The following is a 19,103-nucleotide window of genomic DNA, read 5'->3' as shown; positions in this document are numbered from 1 at the left end:
CTATCTGATCGGTAAGAATTTTTTGCAGGAGTAAGAATATGGGCGCATATGCCAGTCTGACCTCCAAGGGACAGCTCACGATTCCAAAGGACGTCCGCGACGCCTTGTCGCTCAAGACGGGCGACACGATCGCCTGGACGGTGATGGATGGCTATTTGGTCGGGACGCCGCGCAATCTCGACTTCGCCGACCTAGCCGGATTTCTCGGCGATCCACCCGGCGGTCCCGCTTCCCTGGAAGAGATCGATGCGGCTGTGAGGGAGGCCGTAGGCCAGCACGTTGTTGGTGACAAGCCACAGGGCGGAAAAGAGGGCGACGCGTGACGTCGATAGGTATCGATACTAACGTTCTGCTTCGAATGGTGCTGAACGATGATGCCGAGCAACAGGCCAAGGCTCTCGCCTTCGGTAAGAGCCTCAGCGGCGACAAGCTCGGCTTTGTGAGTTTGATTGTGCTGGTGGAATTCAGTTGGTCACTGCTTTCGCGTTACCGGCAGCCAAAGGAGCAGATACTGGCCGCGATCCAGAGATTGCTCAAGATCAAGACGCTGGTGTTTGAGGATTTCGATGCCATCGTGATCGCGCTCGAACGATCGAATTCGAGCCAGGTCGACTTTGCTAATGCGCTGATAGCCGAGCACAATCGAAATTTCGGTTGCTCGCATACGGTCACGTTCGACCAGCGGACTGCAAGGTCCATTACCGGTATGGAACTGCTCGCATGAGCCTTTCGCCACGCCTCATTGCTCCCGACAGACGCGGCGAGGACGCCGAGCAGACCTTGCGGCCGCAGACGCTTGGCGACTTTGTCGGCCAGGCGGCGGTGCGGGCCAATCTCAAAGTCTTCATCGAAGCCGCTAAGGGGCGCAGCGAAGCGCTCGACCATGTGCTGTTCGTTGGCCCGCCTGGCCTCGGCAAAACGACGCTGGCGCAGATCATGGCGCGCGAGCTTGGCGTCAATTTCCGCTCGACCTCGGGTCCGGTCATCGCCAAGGCCGGTGATCTCGCGGCGCTGCTCACCAACCTCGAAGACCGCGACGTGCTGTTCATCGACGAGATCCACCGGCTCAACCCGGCGGTCGAGGAAATCCTCTATCCGGCGATGGAGGATTTCCAGCTCGACCTGATCATCGGCGAGGGGCCGGCGGCGCGCTCGGTCAAGATCGACCTTGCCCGCTTCACGCTTGTCGCCGCCACCACCCGGCTCGGCCTGTTGACCAACCCGCTGCGCGACCGGTTCGGCATTCCGGTGCGGCTCAATTTCTACTCGGTCGAGGAACTCGAGCAGATCGTGCGGCGCGGCGCCCGCATCCTTGCCATGCCGCTCGGCGACGACGGTGCTTTGGAGATCGCCCGGCGGGCGCGCGGCACGCCGCGCATCGCCGGCCGACTGTTGCGCCGGGTGCGCGACTTCGCCAGCGTAGCCGGCGACGGCCATGTCGACCGCAAGATCGCCGATGAGGCGCTGACGCGGCTGGAGGTCGACGGGCTCGGCCTCGACGCGCTCGACCGCCGTTATCTGTCGATGATCGCCCGGAATTTCGGCGGCGGGCCGGTCGGCATCGAGACCATCGCGGCCGGGCTTTCCGAGCCACGCGATGCCATCGAGGACATCATCGAGCCCTTTCTGATCCAGCAAGGCTTCATCATGCGCACCCCGCGCGGCCGCGTGCTGGCGGCCAATGCCTGGCGGCATCTCGGCCTCGACGCGCCGAAGGACCTGGCGCAGCAGCAGATCAGCCTGTTCCAGGAAGAGCCGTAAGTTCCGCTGCTTATGGCTTCGGTGCTGGCAGTTCCCCGGCCCAGCCCTCCAGGTCTTGATCATCGCCGGTCTATGCGCAAAACAGGTGTTGCTTGAAACAGGGCCTGTCGGGCCAAAAGGACAGCGCAATGGACGATCACGGTGAATCGGCATTGTCCGCCGGACTTTCCGGCGCGCTGACGGAATTCGGCCATCGACTGATGGCGCGGGTCTATTATGCAGACACCGATTTTTCCGGCGTCGTCTACCACGCGCGCTATCTCGAATTCTTCGAGCGCGGCCGTTCCGACTATCTGCGGCTGGCCGGCGTCCACCACACCGAGCTTGCCGACGGCAAGCATGGCGAGAAAATAGTCTGGGTGGTGCGGCGCATGGAGATCGACTTCCGCGGTTCGGCCCGCATGGACGACATCCTGACCATCGATACGCGCACCGACGAGATTTCCGGCGCCCGCATCGTCATGGCGCAACAGTTGAAGCGCGGCAGCGAAGTGCTGGTCGAGGCGCGTGTCGAAGCGGCGATCGTCGGCGAGAACGGGCGGCCGCGGCGCTTTCCCAAGGACTGGATCGCAGCCTTCATGCCCAGAACGCGCAAATAAAGGTTCAGAGGCGGACGATCCCGGAGCTCCCGGTCCAGGCCAGAATCGCGAGGCGGCCTATCAGGGCGCGGCAATGCGCCGCGCTGTACGTCCTAACCCATCCTTAACCATAACGGTCCATGAAGGGATTGGTTAAGATTGGGAGAATCCAAGCGCCTTCCTTTCACCAATATTTGCCCCGAAAAGGCCGCCAACGGTGCATTTGGGGTTATTCCGCAAGCCTAACGCGAACGGACCACAAGGGATGCCCATGGGCCAGCCGCCAGCCACGCCCGGAAAATCTTTAAGGACGTAACATGGAAAACATCGCTCTCGCCGAACCGGGCGCGCATTTATCGATTTGGGCCTTGTTCATGCAGGCCGGTTGGGTGGTCAAGCTGGTCATGATCGGGCTGCTTGGTGCCTCGATCTGGACCTGGGCGATCATCGTCGACAAGCTCGTCGCCTATGCCCGCATGCGGCTGGCGCTCAACCGCTTCGAACAGGTGTTCTGGTCGGGACAGTCGCTGGAAGAACTTTACCGCACGCTCGCCGACCGCAAGACGACCGGCATGAGCGCGATCTTCGTCGCCGCCATGCGCGAATGGAAGAAAAGCTTCGAGAAGGGCGCGAAATCGCCGCTCGGCCTGCAGACCCGCATCGACAAGGCGATGGATCTGGCGCTGACCCGTGAAATGGAAAAGCTTGAAGGGCGGCTCGGCTTTCTCGCCACCACCGGCTCGGCGGCGCCCTTCATCGGCCTGTTCGGCACGGTTATCGGCATCATGACCTCGTTCCAGGCGATCGCCGCCTCGAAGAACACCAGCCTCTCGGTGGTCGCGCCCGGCATCGCCGAGGCGCTGCTGGCGACGGCCATCGGCCTGCTCGCCGCCATCCCAGCCGTCATCGCCTACAACAAGCTGTCGTCCGACGCGAGCAAGATCGCGGTGCGCATGGAAGGGTTCGCGGATGAGTTCTCCGCCATACTCTCGCGCCAAATCGATGAAAAAGTCGCGCAGAAGGCCTGAGGAACGATCATGGGAATGTCCGTAAGCGCAGGTGGCGGAGGACGCGGCGGGCGCGGCCACAGGCGGCGCGGCCGCCATCACGCCTTGATATCGGAGATCAACGTCACGCCGATGGTCGACGTGATGCTGGTGCTGCTGATCATCTTCATGGTCGCGGCGCCGTTGCTGACGGTCGGCGTGCCGATCGACCTGCCGGATACCCAGGCCAAAGCGATGAACGCCGATACGCAGCCTATAACCGTGTCCATCAACTCGGCCGGTCAGATCTACCTCCAGGAAACCGAGATCCCGATCGAGGAGCTGGTGGCAAAGCTGCAGGCGATCTCGAAGACCGGCTATGAAGAGCGCATTTTCATCAGGGGTGACAAGTCCACCGACTATGGCACTGCCATGAAGGTGATGGCCCGCATCTCGGCTGCTGGCTACAAGAATATCGGCCTGGTTTCACTGCAGGAACAGGATCAGTAGACGCAAGATGAGGACCGGCCTCACCACATCGGTGATCTTGCATACGGTGGCGATCGCCTTCGGGCTGTTCACGTTGTCCTCGCCGCCCGCGATGCCTGCGTCCGATGCGGAATCGGTGTCGGTCGAGATCGTGCCGATGGAAGCGACGGCACAGGTCCTGCAAGGCGACAAGAAGGCTGTAATGCACGACAAGCCGGCGCCGGTACCGACGCAGCGTCCCGACATCGTTCCCGATGCCCAGAAAGTCGGCGATAACAGCGTCGACACCGACAAGCCGCCGACACCTGAGCCCAAGCCCCAGCCAGTCGACATGACGGCGGCTCCGCCACCCGCGCCGACGCCGGTCGAAAAGCCCAAGCCCGAGGACGTGCCGAAGCCGAAGGAAGAGCCGAAGCCTATTCCCGCTACGGAGGTGGCGCCGGTGCCGCAGCCGAAGGAAGAGGTCAAGCCCGAACCTGTCAAGCAGACCGAGCCCAAGCCGACGCCGGCCAAGGAGCCGACGCCCACGCCGCCGCAGGACAAGACTGCCGCGATCGATCCGCAGCCCGAGGTCAAGCCGGATGCCGTCGCCGAGGCGATTGCCAAGCAACCGCCAACCGAGGAGGCGCAGCTTCCGGACTCGGCGCCAGCACCCGAGGCTCGGCCAAAGCCGCAGCCGGCCCAGGCCGAGAGCGCCAAGGCACCGGAGCGCAAGGACGCCGACAAGCCGGTCAAGGAAGCCTCATCCAAGCCGAAATCGGACGACAAGCAATTCAACGCCGACGAGATTTCGGCTTTGCTCGACAAGCGCAAGCCGTCGGGCGGCGGCGCCAAGCGCTCGACCCAGCAGGCATCGCTCGGAGGCGAGAAGGATCAGGGCCAGAAGCTTTCGAAATCGGAGCAAGGGGCATTGGAGGCCCAGCTTGGTGGTTGCTGGACGCTTCCGGCAGGGCTCGAGGGTTCGGAGAATTTCGTCGTCGTGGTCCGGTTTAATCTGGACGCCTCCGGCAAGCTGGATGGCCGGCCGAGCGTTGAAAAGTCGAGCGGAAACCGCCCGTTTGACGAAAGCGCAGTGCGCGCGGTTCAGAAATGCGATGTGGCCGGCCTGCAGGTTCCAGCGGGCAAGCAAGACATCTGGTCCGACGTTCGGGTCACTTTTGACCCCAGGGAGATGCTCGGTCTTTAGGCCCGGCTCCCACAGAATCAGCGAAGAGAAGCGAGAAGACATGAAATCCATCCTCAAGCCGCTCCTGACGATCGCAGCGATGGCGCTGGGTATGACCGTTGCTGTCACCCTGCCGGCGCGGGCGCTCGTTGAGCTCAACGTCAATAAGGGCAATGTCGAGCCGTTGCCGATCGCCATCACGGACTTCCAGGGCGGCGATGCCCTCGGCGCCGAGATTTCCGGCATCGTCAGTGCCGACCTGAAACGCTCCGGCCTGTTCGCGCCGATCGACAAAAGCGCTTTCATTGAAAAGATCTCGAATCCGGATGCCACGCCGCGCTTCGAAGACTGGAAGGTGATCAATGCGCAGGCGCTGGTCACCGGCAGTGTCGGCAAGGAGGCTGACGGCCGCATTCGCGCCCAGTACCGGTTGTGGGACACGTTTGCCGGCCAGCAGATGTCGGGCGAGCAGTTCTTCGCCAACGACGCCAATACCAGGCGCGTCGCCCATATCATCGCCGATGCGATCTACGAGCGGCTGACCGGCGAGAAGGGCTATTTCGACACGCGCGTCGTCTTCATCGATGAGTCCGGTGCCAAGAATGCGCGCAAGAAGCGGCTTGCCATCATGGACCAGGACGGCGCCAACGTCCGCTATCTCTCGAACGGCAAATCGATCGTGCTGACGCCGCGCTTCTCGCCGAACCGGCAGGAAATCACCTACATGTCCTATGAAAGCGGTCAGCCGCGGGTGTACCTGCTGCAGATCGAGACGGGGCAGCGCGAGCTGGTCGGCAATTTCCCCGGCATGACGTTTGCGCCGCGCTTTTCGCCCGACGGCCAGAAGGTGATCATGAGCCTGCTGCGCGATGACGGCAATTCCAACATCTTCGCCATGGATCTGAGAAGCCGCTCGACGACCAGGCTCACCAACTCGACCGCCATCGATACCTCACCGTCCTACTCGCCTGACGGCAGCAAGGTGGTGTTCACCTCGGATCGCGGCGGCCGCGCGCAGATCTATGTGATGGGCGCCGACGGCTCGGGCCAGACCCGCATCTCGTTCGGCGACGGCGTCTATTCGACGCCGGTGTGGTCGCCGCGCGGCGATCTCATCGCCTTCACCAAGCAGACCGGCGGCGAATTCCAGATCGGCGTCATGCGCACCGACGGTTCGGGTGAGCGCATCCTGTCCACCGGCTTTCAGCAGGAAGGGCCGACCTGGGCGCCCAACGGCCGGGTGCTAATGTTCTTCCGCGATTCCAATGGCGGACCAAAACTTGTTTCGGTCGATCTCACCGGCCGCAACGAACAGTCGATCCCGACGGCGAACTTCGCCTCGGATCCGGCCTGGTCGCCGCTGCTGGAGTGATGGAAGAAGAACTGAGGAATTGAAGAACTGACGAACTGACGAGTTGAAGAACTGAAGAGTTGAAGAACTGAAGAATGGAGAAGGCAGGGGTCTACATCGAGCACGCGAGGGATTTAGAAGTCTATAAGCGTGCCTATGCGGTTTCCCTTGGGGTACACAGAGCCACGCTTGCTTTTCCGAAAATGGAGCAATACGCGCTCGCCGATCAACTACGTCGTTCCAGCAAGGCGATCTGCGCCAATTTGGCCGAAGGCTTTGCCAAACAGACTCACTCCAAGCCCGAATTCGCACGCTTCATTTCGATGGCCATAGGATCATGCAGTGAGGTGGAGACCTGGATTTCGTATGCGTTCGACCTCGAGTACATCACACAGGCGCAACGCGACGATTGGTTGCAATCCTATGCCCGCATCTACGGAATGCTGGTCAATCTCAGAGAGAAGCTGAGGTGATCTCTTTCCTCAATTCCTCAGTTCTTCAGTTCCTCAATTCCCTCTTTTTCATGTTTTGGCCGCATTTCCGCCTACGGTCCGCGCTCATTGTCGCCCCTCGGCAGAACGGTTGCGGACGGCAGCCGAAACCAAATTTTAACCGTGTTTCTTGAGCGCCGGTTAACCCAAACGTGGTTACTGGACGATCAATGAAATCACTCGAATTGCGAAGGAGAGGCGGCATGGGCCGTATCGCAGCACTTACCACAAACCCGGTCATGATCGCGCTGGTCGCTATGCTCGCGATCACCGGTTGCGCCTCGAAGAAGACGCCGAACAGCGCCGCCGATCTCGGCCTCAACGGCGCCGGCGCGGCAACGCCCGGGTCGGCCCAGGACTTTACCGTCAACATCGGCGACCGCATCTTCTTCGATACCGATTCGTCCTCGATCCGCGCCGATGCGCAGACGACGCTGTCGCGCCAGGCGCAGTGGCTGAACCAGTACAAGCAGTATGCCATCGTCATCGAAGGCCATGCCGACGAGCGCGGCACGCGCGAATACAATCTGGCGCTCGGCGCCCGCCGTGCTGCCGCCACACGCGACTTCCTGGTCGCCAAGGGTGTTTCGGCGCAGCGCCTGAAGACCATTTCCTACGGCAAGGAGCGTCCGGTCGCGGTTTGCGACGACATCTCCTGCTGGTCGCAGAACCGCCGCGCCGTAACCACACTGGGCGGCGCCGGTTCTTGATCGGCATAAATGCAACACTTGGTGCGAAAGGCGGCCAAAAGGCCGCCTTTTTCATATCTGCTCGCTCCAAACAAAATTTGGCCGAAGTCTCACGTCCTGTTAAGAGCCGAGAGCGTCTGGCTAGTCCCCGGTTGACTGGTCTACTTCGAATGAGAGGCGCGCAACAATGGTTTCACGGCGAGAGGCACATGCATTTCAGATCGGTCTTGAGCGGCACGCTTGCGCTGCTGCTCGTATCAAGTATCGCGGCACTTGCTGACGGGGCAAACGGCACCGGGCAGTCATCGGAAAGCGGTTTTTCCTTCCACCTGCCGACGATCAAACTGCCCGGCATTTTCGGCGAAAAGAAAAAGCCGGATCAGGTTCAATTCGCGCAACAGGATGGCACCGGCACTCCGGCGCTGGAGGAACAGCTCCGGCAGATGAATGGCAAGATCGAGGAACTCAATTTCCAGGTCCTGCAGATGCAGGAGCAGATCCGCAAGCAGCAGGAAGACAACGAATTCCGCTTCCAGCAGTTGGAAGGCGGTCCGCAAGGCGCGCAGCAGCCGGCCGAGCAGAAGAAGTCCGAGGCGGCGCCTAGCAGCGACAGCCCCAGCGGCGACAGTAACGTGGCGGAGGCGCCGGGGACGCCGGCTCCGGCCGATGCGGGCAAGGCGGCAGACGGCGACAAGAGCGTCGAGGACGTCATCGTCGAATCGCCCAGCGGCGATCCCGGCAAGCTGATCCCCGGCGCGCCGCCCAAGACGTTCGGCACCATCACCGTCGACAAAAACGGCAATGTCGTCGAAGCCGACGGCAATGCGCAGGCGAATGCGCCGGAGCAGAATACGGCCCCAGCCAACGGCGCCAGCGCAGCCGGCAACAAGGCCGGTAAATCCGACGATACGGTGGTCGCGGCACTCCCGTCGACCAACGATCCGGAGGAGCTTTACCGCAACTCTTACCAGTTCATCCTGTCGGGCGACTACAGCACCGCCGAACAGGGTTTCCGCGACCATATCGCCCGTTTTCCCAGAGACGCCAAGGCGGCGGACGCGCATTACTGGCTCGGTGAATCGCTGCTCGGCCAGCAGAAATACCGCGATGCGGCCGAGACTTTCCTCGCTGCCAGCAAGGACTATCCCAAGGCCAAGAAAGCGCCGGACATGCTGCTGAAGCTCGGCGTTTCACTGGTCGGGCTGAAGCAGCGCGACGTGGCCTGTGCCACCTTCAGCGAGATCGGCAAGCGCTACCCCGATATTTCCGGCGCGCTCAAGGAGCGAGTCAAGCAGGAAAGGGCGCTCGCGGCGTGCTAGTATTTCTGTTGCATGTCGTTGCCCCAAAACCGGGTCCACTTTTGGACGACATGCATGACGCTCGACACCGAGCCTGACCTTTCGGATTTTTCGCAGATCGACTTTTCCAACGGCGCTGTTGCAGCCGTGTCCGGCGGCAGCGACTCGACCGCCCTCCTCCTCCTCCTCAAAGCCCATCTCGACCGTAACGCCACGGCAACGAAATTGCTGGCGGTGACGATCGATCACCAATTGCGGCCGCAAGCGGCAGCGGAAGCGCAAGCCGTGGCCAGGCTGTGCGCGGCGCGCGGCATTGCCCATCGCATCCTCGCCTGGTCGGGGCACAAACCATCGACCGGCCTGCCCGCCGCCGCGCGCGAGGCGCGCTACCGGCTGCTCGCCGAGGCCGCCGAAGCGGCAGGCATCGGCCTGATCCTGACCGGGCACACCGCCGACGACCAGGCCGAGACCGTGCTGATGCGGCAAGCGCGCGACGAGTGGGCGCGTGACGAGTGGGCACGTGACCAGCAGGCAAGTGATGGAGGGGCAAGTGATGAAGGGCAAAGCGACGACGGGCCGCGCGACGAAGGGCGGGGCCTTGCCGGCATGGCGCCGGCAACCCTCTACGAGTGGCGGCACTGGATCGTGCGGCCGCTGCTCGGCATAAGGCGTGCTGAGCTGCGCGAATTCCTGCGGCGTGAACAGGTTGCCTGGATCGAAGATCCGACCAATGCCGACACCGCTTTCGAGCGGCCGCGCGTCCGCGCAGCACTTGCCGAAGGCGATGGTACGCCTCGCGTGGCTGAAGCGATAGCGCTGGCCAGAAAGGCGGCGGCCGAGCGTGAGCAGTTAGGACATCGCGCGGCCATGCTGATCCGCAGCTTGGCCTCCAGGCCGGCCGCCGGCCTCGTCCGCCTCGATCGGGATTTTGCGACAGCCGCCGACAGCCGGGCGGCCATTTATGCGCTGCGCATCCTGCTGGCGGCGACCGGCGGCACCGCCTTCCTTCCCGACCAGGCCCGCAGCGAAGCCCTTTTCGGCCGGTTCCGCACTGGGCCGCTTTGTGCCACATTGTCGCGGACCGTGATCGATGCCCGGCGTACCGGCATCTTTCTGCACCGCGAATTGCGGGATCTGCCGCCCGCTGTTGCGCTTTCCGGCAATGCGCTTTGGGACTGCCGCAGACGGATCACATTGGGCGACAGTTCAGGTGCATTGTTGATCGCGCCGCTGTTGGTAGCACCGCTCGGGGCGGCTCTTGCCGCAAAGCGGGCAATTGAAGGGCGTGGCACGCCGGCAAGCCTTGTACGTGCCGCCTTGGCCGCCGAGCCGGCGCTATGGCAGGATGGCGAATGCCTTGGTTTGCTCGGGGAAGGCCCGGGTTTGCCCGGGGAAGGCCCGATGCCGGCGGCTGTCGCCGCATATCCGGCAGTCGCGCCCTTCGCCCGTTTCCTGCCGTCCTTCGATCTGGCGCCGGCCGATGCCGTCGCCGCCTTGCTTGGCGCGGCGCCGGTTCCAGCCTCGCCATTCGGTGGCCACAGTGCCGGCCTACCACGGGCGAATGCTTAACCGAGACCTGCTGTTATGCTTGGCAAGGGGGAACGCTCTCCCTATGTTAGGGCCAAGTTTCCTCTCACGACGCGTGTCCGCCCAGCGGCGCCAACGGGACAATTGATGAATCCGAATTATCGCAACCTCGCGCTCTGGGCGATCATAGCGGTCCTGCTCATCGCTCTCTTCAATCTTTTCCAGACGCCGCAGACGCGTGGAGCCTCGAGCGATGTTCCCTATTCGCAGTTCCTGCAGGAAGTCGCGGCGGGACGGATCAAGTCGGTGACCATTGCCGGCGCCCGTATCTCCGGCAATTATACGGACAGTTCCAACGGCTTCCAGACCTATTCGCCTGGGGACCCGTCGCTGGTTTCGCGGCTGCAGGACAAGAACGTCACCATCAATGCGCGTCCTGAGTCCGACGGCTCCAATTCGCTGTTCGGCACCCTGATCTCCTGGCTGCCGATGATCCTCATCCTCGGCGTCTGGATATTCTTCATGCGCCAGATGCAGTCCGGGTCCGGCCGCGCCATGGGCTTCGGCAAGTCGAAGGCCAAGCTTTTGACCGAAGCACATGGCCGCGTCACCTTCCAGGATGTCGCCGGCGTCGACGAAGCCAAGGAAGATCTGGAAGAGATCGTCGAGTTCCTTCGCGACCCGCAGAAATTCCAGCGGCTCGGCGGCAAGATCCCGCGCGGCGTGCTGCTCGTCGGTCCTCCCGGAACCGGCAAGACGCTGCTCGCCCGCTCGGTCGCGGGTGAAGCCAACGTGCCGTTCTTCACCATTTCGGGCTCGGACTTCGTCGAGATGTTCGTCGGCGTCGGCGCAAGCCGCGTCCGCGACATGTTCGACCAGGCCAAGAAGAACGCGCCTTGCATCATCTTCATCGACGAAATCGACGCGGTCGGCCGCCATCGCGGCGCCGGCCTCGGCGGCGGCAATGATGAACGCGAGCAGACGCTGAACCAGCTGCTGGTCGAGATGGATGGCTTCGAATCCAACGAAAGCATCATCCTGATCGCCGCCACCAATCGGCCAGACGTGCTCGATCCGGCGCTGCTGAGGCCGGGCCGCTTCGACCGCCAGGTGGTGGTGCCGAACCCCGACATCGTCGGCCGCGAGAAGATCCTGAAAGTGCATGTGCGCAACGTGCCGCTGGCGCCCAATGTCGACCTCAAGGTGATCGCGCGCGGCACGCCGGGCTTTTCCGGCGCCGATCTGATGAACCTGGTCAACGAATCCGCCCTGATGGCGGCGCGGCGCAACAAGCGCCTCGTCACCATGGCCGAATTCGAGGACGCCAAGGACAAGATCATGATGGGCGCCGAGCGCCGCTCGTCGGCGATGACGCAGGCGGAGAAGGAGCTGACCGCCTATCACGAGGCCGGCCATGCCATCCTGGCGCTCAACGTGCCGTCGGCCGATCCGCTGCACAAGGCGACCATCATCCCGCGCGGCCGGGCACTCGGCATGGTCATGCAGCTGCCGGAAGGCGACCGCTATTCGATGAGCTACAAATACATGATCTCGCGCCTCGCCATCATGATGGGCGGCCGTGTCGCCGAGGAGTTCAAGTTCGGCAAGGAGAACATCACCTCCGGCGCCTCCTCCGATATCGAGCAGGCGACCAAGCTGGCGCGTGCCATGGTGACGCGCTGGGGCTTCTCCGACAAGCTCGGCCATGTCGCCTATGGCGACAACCAGGAGGAGGTGTTCCTCGGCCATTCGGTGGCGCGCACGCAGAACATCTCGGAAGAGACGGCGCAGATCATCGACGCCGAAGTGCGCCGGCTGATCGACGAGGCCTATTCGACGGCAAGGTCCATCCTGACCAAGAAAAAGAAGGAATGGATCGCGCTGGCGCAGGGCCTGCTCGAATACGAGACGCTGTCCGGCGAGGAGATCAAGCAGCTGATCGCCGGCAATAAGCCCGCGCGCGACCTTGGCGACGACACGCCGCCGAGCCGCGGCTCGGCCGTGCCGAAGTCCGGCCGCCGCAAGAAGGGCCCCGAGCCCGAAGGCGGCATGGAACCCCAGCCATCAAGCTAGGCTCCGGCCCAGGAGAGATCGACTTCGAAACGCCGCGGCTCTAACGCGGCGTTTTCTCTTGGGGAATGCGACCCTTCCTGCATCGCTGGAAATTGGCGAAAGTGACGATGACGGCCAATCTCCCCCACGAGGGGCAGATTGGCAGCGGCGCCGCTTGCGCGCGGATGGCGCTCCTCGCACGTGTTCGGCAGCAAAAAAAGCCCGCGAACCTTGCGGCTCGCGGGCTCATGTCGTCGGATGGTGGCGCCGGTCAGCTCTTCAGCTTGGCGTTGCAGAGGCTGTAGAAGCCGCCGCCTTTCTGGATCCACCTGAGGCCGCCCAGCGTGTTGGCGTCCTTGTTGGCGTAGTAGAGGTCGAGGCAGGTGTGCATGCGGCCCTTGGCCGGGGTCTCGGTTGCATACTTCTTGGAGATCGCCGTCGGGAATTTCACGCCCTGGGGGGCGGTGATGGTCGGCGGTTGCGGATCGCCGGTGTACTTGGCATCGGGAGCCGGCAGGGTGTCGTCGTCGGCTGCGCCGGCGCCGCATTGGCTCTTGCGGAAGTCGTTCCACTTCATGCCATTCAGCGTGTTGCCGGCCTTGGCAGCCTGATATTTGGCGCTGCAATCCGCCATGCTGAGGCCTTTGCCGGTATCGGTCGCGGCGGCTGTCGTCGCCTTGGCAGGTGCCGCGGCAGGCTGTGCGGCTGCAGTTGCGCCGGCGGCGCATTCACTCTTGCGGAAGTCGTTCCATTTCATGCCGTTGAGCGTGCCGGCAGCCTTGGCGGCCTGGTATTTGGTGCTGCATTCCTTGGCCGTCAGCCCAGGCGCCGCGTCATCGCTGCTGGCCGCCGGTGCTTTGGTCGTGGCGGCGGGTTGTGCGGCTGCCGTCGCGCCGGCGGCGCACTGGGTCTTGCGGAAGTCGTTCCACTTCATGCCGTTGAGCGTGCCGGCAGCCTTGGCGGCCTGGTATTTGGTGCTGCACTCCTTCGCCGTCAGGCCCGGCGCCGCATCGTCGGCGGCGGCTGCCTTGGTCGTGTCGGCGGCCTTGGCAGTGGCTTTGGCTGGCGCGGGTTCGGTTGTAGCGGCGGTGGCATCGGTGCCGCATTGGGCCTTGCGGAACTGGTTCCAGTTCTGCCCGCCAAGCGTTCCCGCATCCTTGGCCGCGTTATACTTGGTGCTGCACTCGGCCATGGTCAGCGCATTGGCAGGCGCCGCCAGGAATAAGGTCGCGACGGCAAGACCCGTCAAAGTGGCAAGTCGGTGGATGAGCATGCTTGTTCTCCCTACGGCGGTTCATGATATGTCCCAGTGCAGCAATAGCGCTCAACGGCTGGTTGCGCCAGATGCTAAGTAGCGTAGAGACAAATTTAGAAGTGCATTCTTTTCTTTAAGGTGATGAATTCGTTGCCGGGACTGTCTCCCGGCCAAGTTCGTCCGGGTGCATTGCACGGAGAGCGCGCATATGGCTGGTTCCCAGCGAGGACACTGCGTCGCATGACAGCCAGTCAAATCGGCGCGTGCGGCGGACCTGAGCCTACCGCTGTCTGGAGCAGCACGATGCGGATTCGGGTTCAAGGCCACACTGCCACAGACCAAAGGATACAGATGAGGTTTGAGTTGACGTTTCTGATGCTGCTGCCGCAACAAGGGCTCGGAACTTGAAAATCAACACACTAGCGTGACGCAAAACACACAAAACAATAATTTTCTAAGGATTGGTCGTCCATAATCATACAATGTGATGACGGGGCTTGGGCCATTTTATGGCATGAGATGCTCGGAAAGAACCATCGGGAAGCTGGCGAACATGGCAGGACATTATTTCGGTACGGACGGCATTCGTGGGCGCGCCAACAAGTTTCCAATGACGGCGGAGGTCGCCATGCGGGTCGGCATGGCCGCCGGCCTCTCCTTCCAGCGCGGCAGCCACCGCCACCGCGTCGTGCTCGGCAAGGATACCAGGCTTTCCGGCTACATGATCGAGAACGCGATGGTATCCGGCCTGTGCGCCGCCGGCATGGATGTCTTCCTGCTCGGCCCGATTCCGACGCCGGCTGTTGCCATGCTGGTGCGCTCGCTGCGCGCCGATATCGGCGTGATGATCTCTGCCTCGCACAACCCCTATTACGACAACGGCATCAAGCTGTTCGGCCCCGATGGCTATAAGCTGTCCGATGAGATCGAGGAGCGTATCGAGGGGATGCTCGACAAGGATATCGAACTGGCGCTCGCCGATTCCGATGGGCTCGGCCGCGCCAAACGCGTCGACGGCGTGCATGACCGCTATATCGAATTCGCCAAGCGCACGCTGCCGCGCTCGATGTCGCTGTCGGGCCTGCGCATCGTCGTCGATTGCGCCAATGGCGCCGCCTACAAGGTGGCGCCCGACGCGCTGTGGGAACTCGGCGCCGAGGTCGTTGCCATCAATGTCGAGCCCAACGGCTTCAACATCAACAAGGAATGCGGCTCGACTCATCCGGCCGGCCTGCAAAAGAAGGTGCACGAGGTGCGCGCCGATATCGGCATTGCGCTCGACGGCGATGCCGACCGCGTCGTCATCGTCGATGAAAACGGCGCGATCGTCGATGGCGACCAGATCATGGCACTGATCGCCGAGTCCTGGCACCAGAGCGGACGGCTGGCCGGCGGCGGCGTCGTCTCGACGGTGATGTCCAATCTCGGCCTCGAACGCTTCCTCGGCGACATGAACCTGCAGTTGCATCGCACCAAGGTCGGTGACCGCTATGTCGTCGAGCACATGCGTGCCCATGGGCTCAATGTCGGCGGCGAACAGTCGGGCCACATCGTGCTGTCCGATTTCTCGACTACCGGCGACGGGCTCGTCTCGGCGCTCCAGGTGCTCGCCTGCATCAAGCGGCATAACCGGCCGGTCAGCGAACTGTCGAAGAAATTCGAGCCGGTGCCGCAGCTTTTGAAGAATGTGCATATTTCCGGCGGCAAGCCGCTGGAGGAGGCGCCGGTCAAGGCGGCGATCGAAGATGCGCGCAATCGCCTCGGCAAGGCCGGGCGCCTGGTCATCCGGCCATCCGGCACGGAGCCGCTCATCCGCGTCATGGCGGAGGGCGACGACCCGCAGCTTGTCGAGTCCGTGGTCAACGACATCGTCGAGGTCATTTCGGAAACGCGCAGCGCCGCCTGATCTCCCTCCAATATCGGCTCAAAAGCCCGCCTTGCCGGCGGGCTTTTTTATTGGGTCGCGGCCAGCTCCGCCTGCAGCAACGGCCGCCAGATTGCTCCACTTTTAGAGATTCGTGGTTAATCAATACGGTTAAACGCCTTTTAACCTTTCCGATTCATTATCCACAACTGAAGTCAATCACATTTCGGGCGCGTTCGCCGTTCGAGGGTTCTCAGGGGTGATAAGCATGTTCAACACAGCAAGAATGGCTCTCCTGGCCGCGCTGTTTGCCGGCGCCGGGCCGGCATTCGCCGCCGATTTCGTCGAGCCGCCCGTCGTCGAGGAGGCGCCGCCACCGGTTGCCTACGAGCAGCCGGCCGACTTTGGCGGCTGGTATATCCGTGGCGACATCGACTATCACTGGTCGAAGTTTCGTGGTGGCGACTACATCACCTACGGTGTGGCGCCCCAGAGTCCCGGCAAGTTCGATACAGGCAAGCTGGATGGCGCCTTCTCGGCCGGCGGCGGTGTTGGTTACCAGATCGACGAGCATTTCCGCACCGATCTCACCTTGGACTGGATGAGCAAGTCCAAATTCCGCGGCTCGACCAACGGCTTCTGCGGCGTATTACAAACCCCTTGCACATCCGTCGACACCTCGTCCTATTCGGCGCTGCTGCTCTTGGCCAACGCCTATGTCGACATCGGCACCTGGCATGGCGTCACGCCTTATGTCGGTGCCGGCATCGGCGGCGCCTGGGTTAAGTGGGATACACTCCACAACGTCGACGATGACGGCGAGTTCGAGCATCACGGCGGCAAAGGCTGGCGTTTTGCCTATGCTGCCATGGCGGGCGCCTCCTACTGCCTGACCGACCGCGTCAAACTCGACGTCGGCTACCGCTTCAGCCACATCAATGGCGGCAAGATGTTCGACTACGCTTCGGATAGCAATGTCGGCCCGGGCTATGACCGCGGCATCAACGTGCACGAAGTGCGCGGCGGCCTGCGCTACCAGTTCGGCAGGTCGGACTGCGCGCCGCCGGAGCCTTACGTCCCGGAACCCGAGCCGGTCTACACGAAGTAGTCGCTTCGAAATCGAGGAATTCGTCGACCGCCCGGCTGATGCCGGGCGGTTTCGTTTGGCTGCCTAAAGATGCTGCGTTGCCCTGTAACACCGTCCAGCTCGAGGAGCGAAAACGGATCAAATCAATTGCTAACGCCTTGTTATCCTTAACCCGCACTTAACCACTATGGTTAACAATGCTGTCTGAAACGGCGCGCGATCGCGAATGCGCCAAGTTCGGGAGCCGAGGACCATGACATTCAAATCGCCTGTAGCACTGGCGCTTGCAGCAGTCGTCCTGGTGCCGCTGACGCCGGCGCTTGGCGCCGATTACGAACCGCCGGTCTATGTCGACCAGGCGCCCGACTATGTACCGGTCGAGGTTGGCTCGGGATGGTATCTGCGCGGCGATGTCTCCTATCTGGTGCAGAAGAGCTTCAAGGATAAGGATTTCGCCTTCACGCCTGCGAGCTTCGACGAAAAGGAAGATCCCATCTTCGCCAGCATCGGCTTCGGCTACCATTTCAATGACTATCTGCGCGCCGATCTCAATGTCGGCTATCTTCCCGGCAACAAGATCGACGTCGGCTATAACGACGGAACGACCGTGGCATCGGCGACCCTGAAGAACTATGCCTTCTCAGGCATACTCAACGGCTATGTCGACCTTGGCACCTATGTCGGAATCACACCTTATCTCGGCGCCGGTGTCGGTGTCGTGCAGAGCAAGCGTCGCCTGTCGGCGAGCTACTTCACCGACAACGCCGACCCCACCGACGATTTCGTCCGGCATGACAACAAGACCCAGTACTCCTTCGCCTACACGCTGAATGCCGGGCTTGCGTACCAAGTGTCCAAGAACGTCTCAGTCGATCTGGGCTATCAGTATTTTTCCGCGCCAGACGCCGAATATGTGACTGCCGAGAGTCTGACTTCTTTTCCGATCCGCAAAGGGATCAACAATCATCAAGTCAAAGTCGGACTACGCTACGATCTCTGGTAGGCTCGATCGAAGCCGAGGCGTTGACAATGGCGGGTCGCAGGCCCGCCGTTTGCGTTTGGCCCCCGGCAATATCCTGACAGCGACAAAAACTTTCCCCTTGACGCCGAAAGCCTGAACGCATATCGCCATCCGTGGGCCACCCCTCCCCAACGAGGGGCCACTATCTGGAAGGATAGACCACGATGACCACGCATACGAAGCCCGGATTCCGTCCGGCAAATCCCAATTTTTCCTCAGGTCCCTGTGCAAAACGCCCCGGCTGGTCGGTCGAGGCGCTCAAAAATGCCGCGCTCGGGCGCTCGCACCGCGCCAAGATCGGCAAGACCAAGCTCGAACAAGCGATCGAACTGAGCCGGGAAATCCTCCAGGTTCCGGCGGATTACCGCATCGGCATCGTGCCGGCCTCGGATACCGGCGCGGTCGAAATGGCGCTGTGGTCGCTGCTCGGCGAACGCGGCGTCGACATGGTCGCTTGGGAGAGCTTCGGCTCCGGCTGGGTCACCGATGTGGTCAAGCAGCTGAGGCTCGCCGATGTTCGCAGGTTAGAGGCGGACTACGGCGCACTGCCGGACCTGACCAAAATCGACTTCGACCGCGACGTGGTCTTCACCTGGAATGGCACGACGTCGGGTGTGCGCGTGCCCAACGGCGATTTCATCCCGGCCACCCGCAAGGGCCTGACCATCTGCGACGCTACTTCGGCGGCCTTTGCGCAACAGCTCGATTTCAGGAAACTCGACGTTGTCACCTTCTCCTGGCAGAAGGTGCTGGGCGGTGAGGGCGCGCACGGAATGCTGATCCTCAGCCCGCGCGCCGTGGAACGCCTGGAAAGCTACAAACCGGCCTGGCCACTGCCGAAGATCTTCCGTCTCACCTCGGGCGGCAAGCTGATCGAAGGCATCTTCAAGGGCGAGACGATCAACACGCCGTCGATGCTGTGCGTCGAGGACTATCTCGACGCGCTGCGTTGGGCGAAGTCGATCGGCGGCCTCGACGCGCTGGTCACCAGAGCGGATGCCAATGCCGCCGTTCTCGATCGCTTTGTCGGAAAATCTTCCTGGCTCGGCCATCTTGCCGTAGACCCGGCGACGCGTTCGAACACATCGGTCTGCCTTTCCTTCACCGACCGGCAAGTCGCTGCACTCGACGCCGATGGACAGGCTGCGTTCGCCAAGGCGATTGTCTCGGTGCTCGACAAGGAAGGCGTCGCCTACGACATCGGCGCCTACCGCGATGCACCGCCCGGCCTGCGCATCTGGTGCGGCGCGACAGTCGAGACCTCCGATCTCGAAGCGCTGCTGCCCTGGCTCGACTGGGCCTTTGCCGCGCAAAAGGCGTCGCTCAAAGCGGCGGCCTGACTCCCTCCCCCTCGAGGGGAGGGTGGCCCGAAGGGCCGGGTGGGGTCGCCTCCACCCGCTCAACGATCCGCCATCCAGAAAGAAAAAGATTTGGCCGCATCCGGCCGCAACGACCCCACCCCGGCGCTCCGCGCCGACCCTCCCCTCAA

The 19,103-nt window shown here is 62.6% G+C and carries 18 protein-coding genes; 17 read left to right on the top strand and 1 reads right to left on the bottom strand.

Annotated features, from left to right (window positions below; genetic code table 11):
* Window positions 1-38: 38 nt before the first annotated feature.
* From NKI54_RS13310 to ftsH, 13 genes are all read left to right on the top strand, one after another.
* Window positions 39-323 carry an AbrB/MazE/SpoVT family DNA-binding domain-containing protein gene (locus tag NKI54_RS13310; RefSeq protein ID WP_352569593.1) on the top strand — a complete coding sequence of 95 codons (285 nt, stop codon included), beginning with the start codon at window positions 39-41 and terminating at the stop codon, window positions 321-323.
* Complete coding sequence (locus NKI54_RS13305) at window positions 320-724, top strand: type II toxin-antitoxin system VapC family toxin (protein WP_352634204.1); 405 nt, start codon at window positions 320-322, stop codon at window positions 722-724. The genes NKI54_RS13310 and NKI54_RS13305 overlap by 4 nt, the downstream gene beginning before the upstream one ends.
* Complete coding sequence (gene ruvB / locus NKI54_RS13300) at window positions 721-1,761, top strand: Holliday junction branch migration DNA helicase RuvB (RefSeq protein ID WP_352454896.1); 1,041 nt, start codon at window positions 721-723, stop codon at window positions 1,759-1,761. The genes NKI54_RS13305 and ruvB overlap by 4 nt, the downstream gene beginning before the upstream one ends.
* Window positions 1,762-1,889: 128 nt before the next feature.
* Entirely contained in the window at window positions 1,890-2,360 is a 471-nt protein-coding gene (ybgC, locus tag NKI54_RS13295) for a tol-pal system-associated acyl-CoA thioesterase (protein ID WP_023677998.1), read from the top strand.
* A 296-nt stretch (window positions 2,361-2,656) separates the two neighbouring features.
* Window positions 2,657-3,367, top strand: coding sequence for a protein TolQ (gene tolQ, locus NKI54_RS13290; protein WP_023677997.1), 711 nt, complete (start codon window positions 2,657-2,659; stop codon window positions 3,365-3,367).
* A gap of 9 nt (window positions 3,368-3,376) precedes the next feature.
* A complete protein-coding gene (gene tolR, locus NKI54_RS13285; RefSeq protein WP_352569595.1) occupies window positions 3,377-3,835 on the top strand; it encodes a protein TolR in 459 nt (152 codons plus the stop codon).
* Window positions 3,836-3,842: 7 nt separating this feature from the next.
* On the top strand, window positions 3,843-5,000 hold the full coding sequence (gene tolA / locus NKI54_RS13280; protein WP_352569596.1) for a cell envelope integrity protein TolA: 1,158 nt from the start codon (window positions 3,843-3,845) through the stop codon (window positions 4,998-5,000).
* A 79-nt stretch (window positions 5,001-5,079) separates the two neighbouring features.
* Window positions 5,080-6,351 carry a Tol-Pal system beta propeller repeat protein TolB gene (tolB, locus tag NKI54_RS13275; RefSeq protein ID WP_245274748.1) on the top strand — a complete coding sequence of 424 codons (1,272 nt, stop codon included), beginning with the start codon at window positions 5,080-5,082 and terminating at the stop codon, window positions 6,349-6,351.
* Between the two features lie 74 nt (window positions 6,352-6,425).
* Complete coding sequence (locus NKI54_RS13270; RefSeq protein WP_023677993.1) at window positions 6,426-6,803, top strand: four helix bundle protein; 378 nt, start codon at window positions 6,426-6,428, stop codon at window positions 6,801-6,803.
* Window positions 6,804-7,024: 221 nt separating this feature from the next.
* Window positions 7,025-7,531, top strand: a complete 507-nt coding sequence (pal, locus tag NKI54_RS13265) for a peptidoglycan-associated lipoprotein Pal (protein ID WP_023677992.1) — start codon at window positions 7,025-7,027, stop codon at window positions 7,529-7,531.
* A gap of 188 nt (window positions 7,532-7,719) precedes the next feature.
* Complete coding sequence (ybgF, locus tag NKI54_RS13260) at window positions 7,720-8,829, top strand: tol-pal system protein YbgF (protein WP_352634201.1); 1,110 nt, start codon at window positions 7,720-7,722, stop codon at window positions 8,827-8,829.
* Window positions 8,830-8,883: 54 nt separating this feature from the next.
* Window positions 8,884-10,377, top strand: coding sequence for a tRNA lysidine(34) synthetase TilS (gene tilS, locus NKI54_RS13255; RefSeq protein ID WP_352691674.1), 1,494 nt, complete (start codon window positions 8,884-8,886; stop codon window positions 10,375-10,377).
* 105 nt (window positions 10,378-10,482) lie between these two features.
* Window positions 10,483-12,408: an ATP-dependent zinc metalloprotease FtsH gene (ftsH, locus tag NKI54_RS13250; protein WP_023677989.1), complete on the top strand. Its 1,926-nt coding sequence runs from the start codon at window positions 10,483-10,485 to the stop codon at window positions 12,406-12,408.
* A 250-nt stretch (window positions 12,409-12,658) separates the two neighbouring features.
* Here the strand turns inward: ftsH and NKI54_RS13245 are convergent, their stop codons facing one another.
* Window positions 12,659-13,321: a hypothetical protein gene (locus NKI54_RS13245; protein ID WP_502894515.1), complete on the bottom strand. Its 663-nt coding sequence runs from the start codon at window positions 13,319-13,321 to the stop codon at window positions 12,659-12,661.
* A gap of 874 nt (window positions 13,322-14,195) precedes the next feature.
* On the opposite strand from NKI54_RS13245, the gene glmM reads away from it, so the two are divergent.
* The 4 genes from glmM (at window position 14,196) to NKI54_RS13225 (ending at window position 18,954) form a co-directional block, all read left to right on the top strand.
* Window positions 14,196-15,548 (top strand): phosphoglucosamine mutase, encoded by a 1,353-nt coding sequence (gene glmM / locus NKI54_RS13240; RefSeq protein ID WP_031213285.1) that lies wholly within the window; start codon window positions 14,196-14,198, stop codon window positions 15,546-15,548.
* 226 nt (window positions 15,549-15,774) lie between these two features.
* Entirely contained in the window at window positions 15,775-16,614 is an 840-nt protein-coding gene (locus NKI54_RS13235; RefSeq protein ID WP_352454888.1) for an outer membrane protein, read from the top strand.
* Between the two features lie 232 nt (window positions 16,615-16,846).
* Entirely contained in the window at window positions 16,847-17,596 is a 750-nt protein-coding gene (locus NKI54_RS13230; protein ID WP_352691672.1) for an outer membrane protein, read from the top strand.
* Window positions 17,597-17,778: 182 nt separating this feature from the next.
* Entirely contained in the window at window positions 17,779-18,954 is a 1,176-nt protein-coding gene (locus NKI54_RS13225; protein WP_352691668.1) for a phosphoserine transaminase, read from the top strand.
* Window positions 18,955-19,103: the final 149 nt, after the last annotated feature.

The organism is Mesorhizobium sp. M0663, from assembly GCF_040320585.1.
Lineage (GTDB): Bacteria > Pseudomonadota > Alphaproteobacteria > Rhizobiales > Rhizobiaceae > Mesorhizobium.
Note: the sequence above shows the minus strand (reverse complement) of the source record. Positions and strands in the feature narration are given on the sequence as shown.

What these genes read in the sequence shown, in the direction of transcription:
- pal (WP_023677992.1), top strand. Translation starts at nt 7,025, where the DNA reads ATGGGCCGTATCGCAGCACTTACCACAAACCCGGTCATGATCGCGCTG.
- tolQ (WP_023677997.1), top strand. Translation starts at nt 2,657, where the DNA reads ATGGAAAACATCGCTCTCGCCGAACCGGGCGCGCATTTATCGATTTGG.
- glmM (WP_031213285.1), top strand. Translation starts at nt 14,196, where the DNA reads ATGGCAGGACATTATTTCGGTACGGACGGCATTCGTGGGCGCGCCAAC.
- NKI54_RS13225 (WP_352691668.1), top strand. Translation starts at nt 17,779, where the DNA reads ATGACCACGCATACGAAGCCCGGATTCCGTCCGGCAAATCCCAATTTT.
- ftsH (WP_023677989.1), top strand. Translation starts at nt 10,483, where the DNA reads ATGAATCCGAATTATCGCAACCTCGCGCTCTGGGCGATCATAGCGGTC.
- NKI54_RS13270 (WP_023677993.1), top strand. Translation starts at nt 6,426, where the DNA reads ATGGAGAAGGCAGGGGTCTACATCGAGCACGCGAGGGATTTAGAAGTC.
- NKI54_RS13245 (WP_502894515.1), bottom strand. Translation starts at nt 13,321, where the DNA reads ATGAAGTGGAACGACTTCCGCAAGACCCAGTGCGCCGCCGGCGCGACG.
- ybgC (WP_023677998.1), top strand. Translation starts at nt 1,890, where the DNA reads ATGGACGATCACGGTGAATCGGCATTGTCCGCCGGACTTTCCGGCGCG.
- tilS (WP_352691674.1), top strand. Translation starts at nt 8,884, where the DNA reads ATGACGCTCGACACCGAGCCTGACCTTTCGGATTTTTCGCAGATCGAC.
- tolA (WP_352569596.1), top strand. Translation starts at nt 3,843, where the DNA reads ATGAGGACCGGCCTCACCACATCGGTGATCTTGCATACGGTGGCGATC.
- NKI54_RS13230 (WP_352691672.1), top strand. Translation starts at nt 16,847, where the DNA reads ATGACATTCAAATCGCCTGTAGCACTGGCGCTTGCAGCAGTCGTCCTG.
- tolB (WP_245274748.1), top strand. Translation starts at nt 5,080, where the DNA reads ATGGCGCTGGGTATGACCGTTGCTGTCACCCTGCCGGCGCGGGCGCTC.
- ruvB (WP_352454896.1), top strand. Translation starts at nt 721, where the DNA reads ATGAGCCTTTCGCCACGCCTCATTGCTCCCGACAGACGCGGCGAGGAC.
- ybgF (WP_352634201.1), top strand. Translation starts at nt 7,720, where the DNA reads ATGCATTTCAGATCGGTCTTGAGCGGCACGCTTGCGCTGCTGCTCGTA.
- tolR (WP_352569595.1), top strand. Translation starts at nt 3,377, where the DNA reads ATGGGAATGTCCGTAAGCGCAGGTGGCGGAGGACGCGGCGGGCGCGGC.
- NKI54_RS13235 (WP_352454888.1), top strand. Translation starts at nt 15,775, where the DNA reads ATGTTCAACACAGCAAGAATGGCTCTCCTGGCCGCGCTGTTTGCCGGC.
- NKI54_RS13310 (WP_352569593.1), top strand. Translation starts at nt 39, where the DNA reads ATGGGCGCATATGCCAGTCTGACCTCCAAGGGACAGCTCACGATTCCA.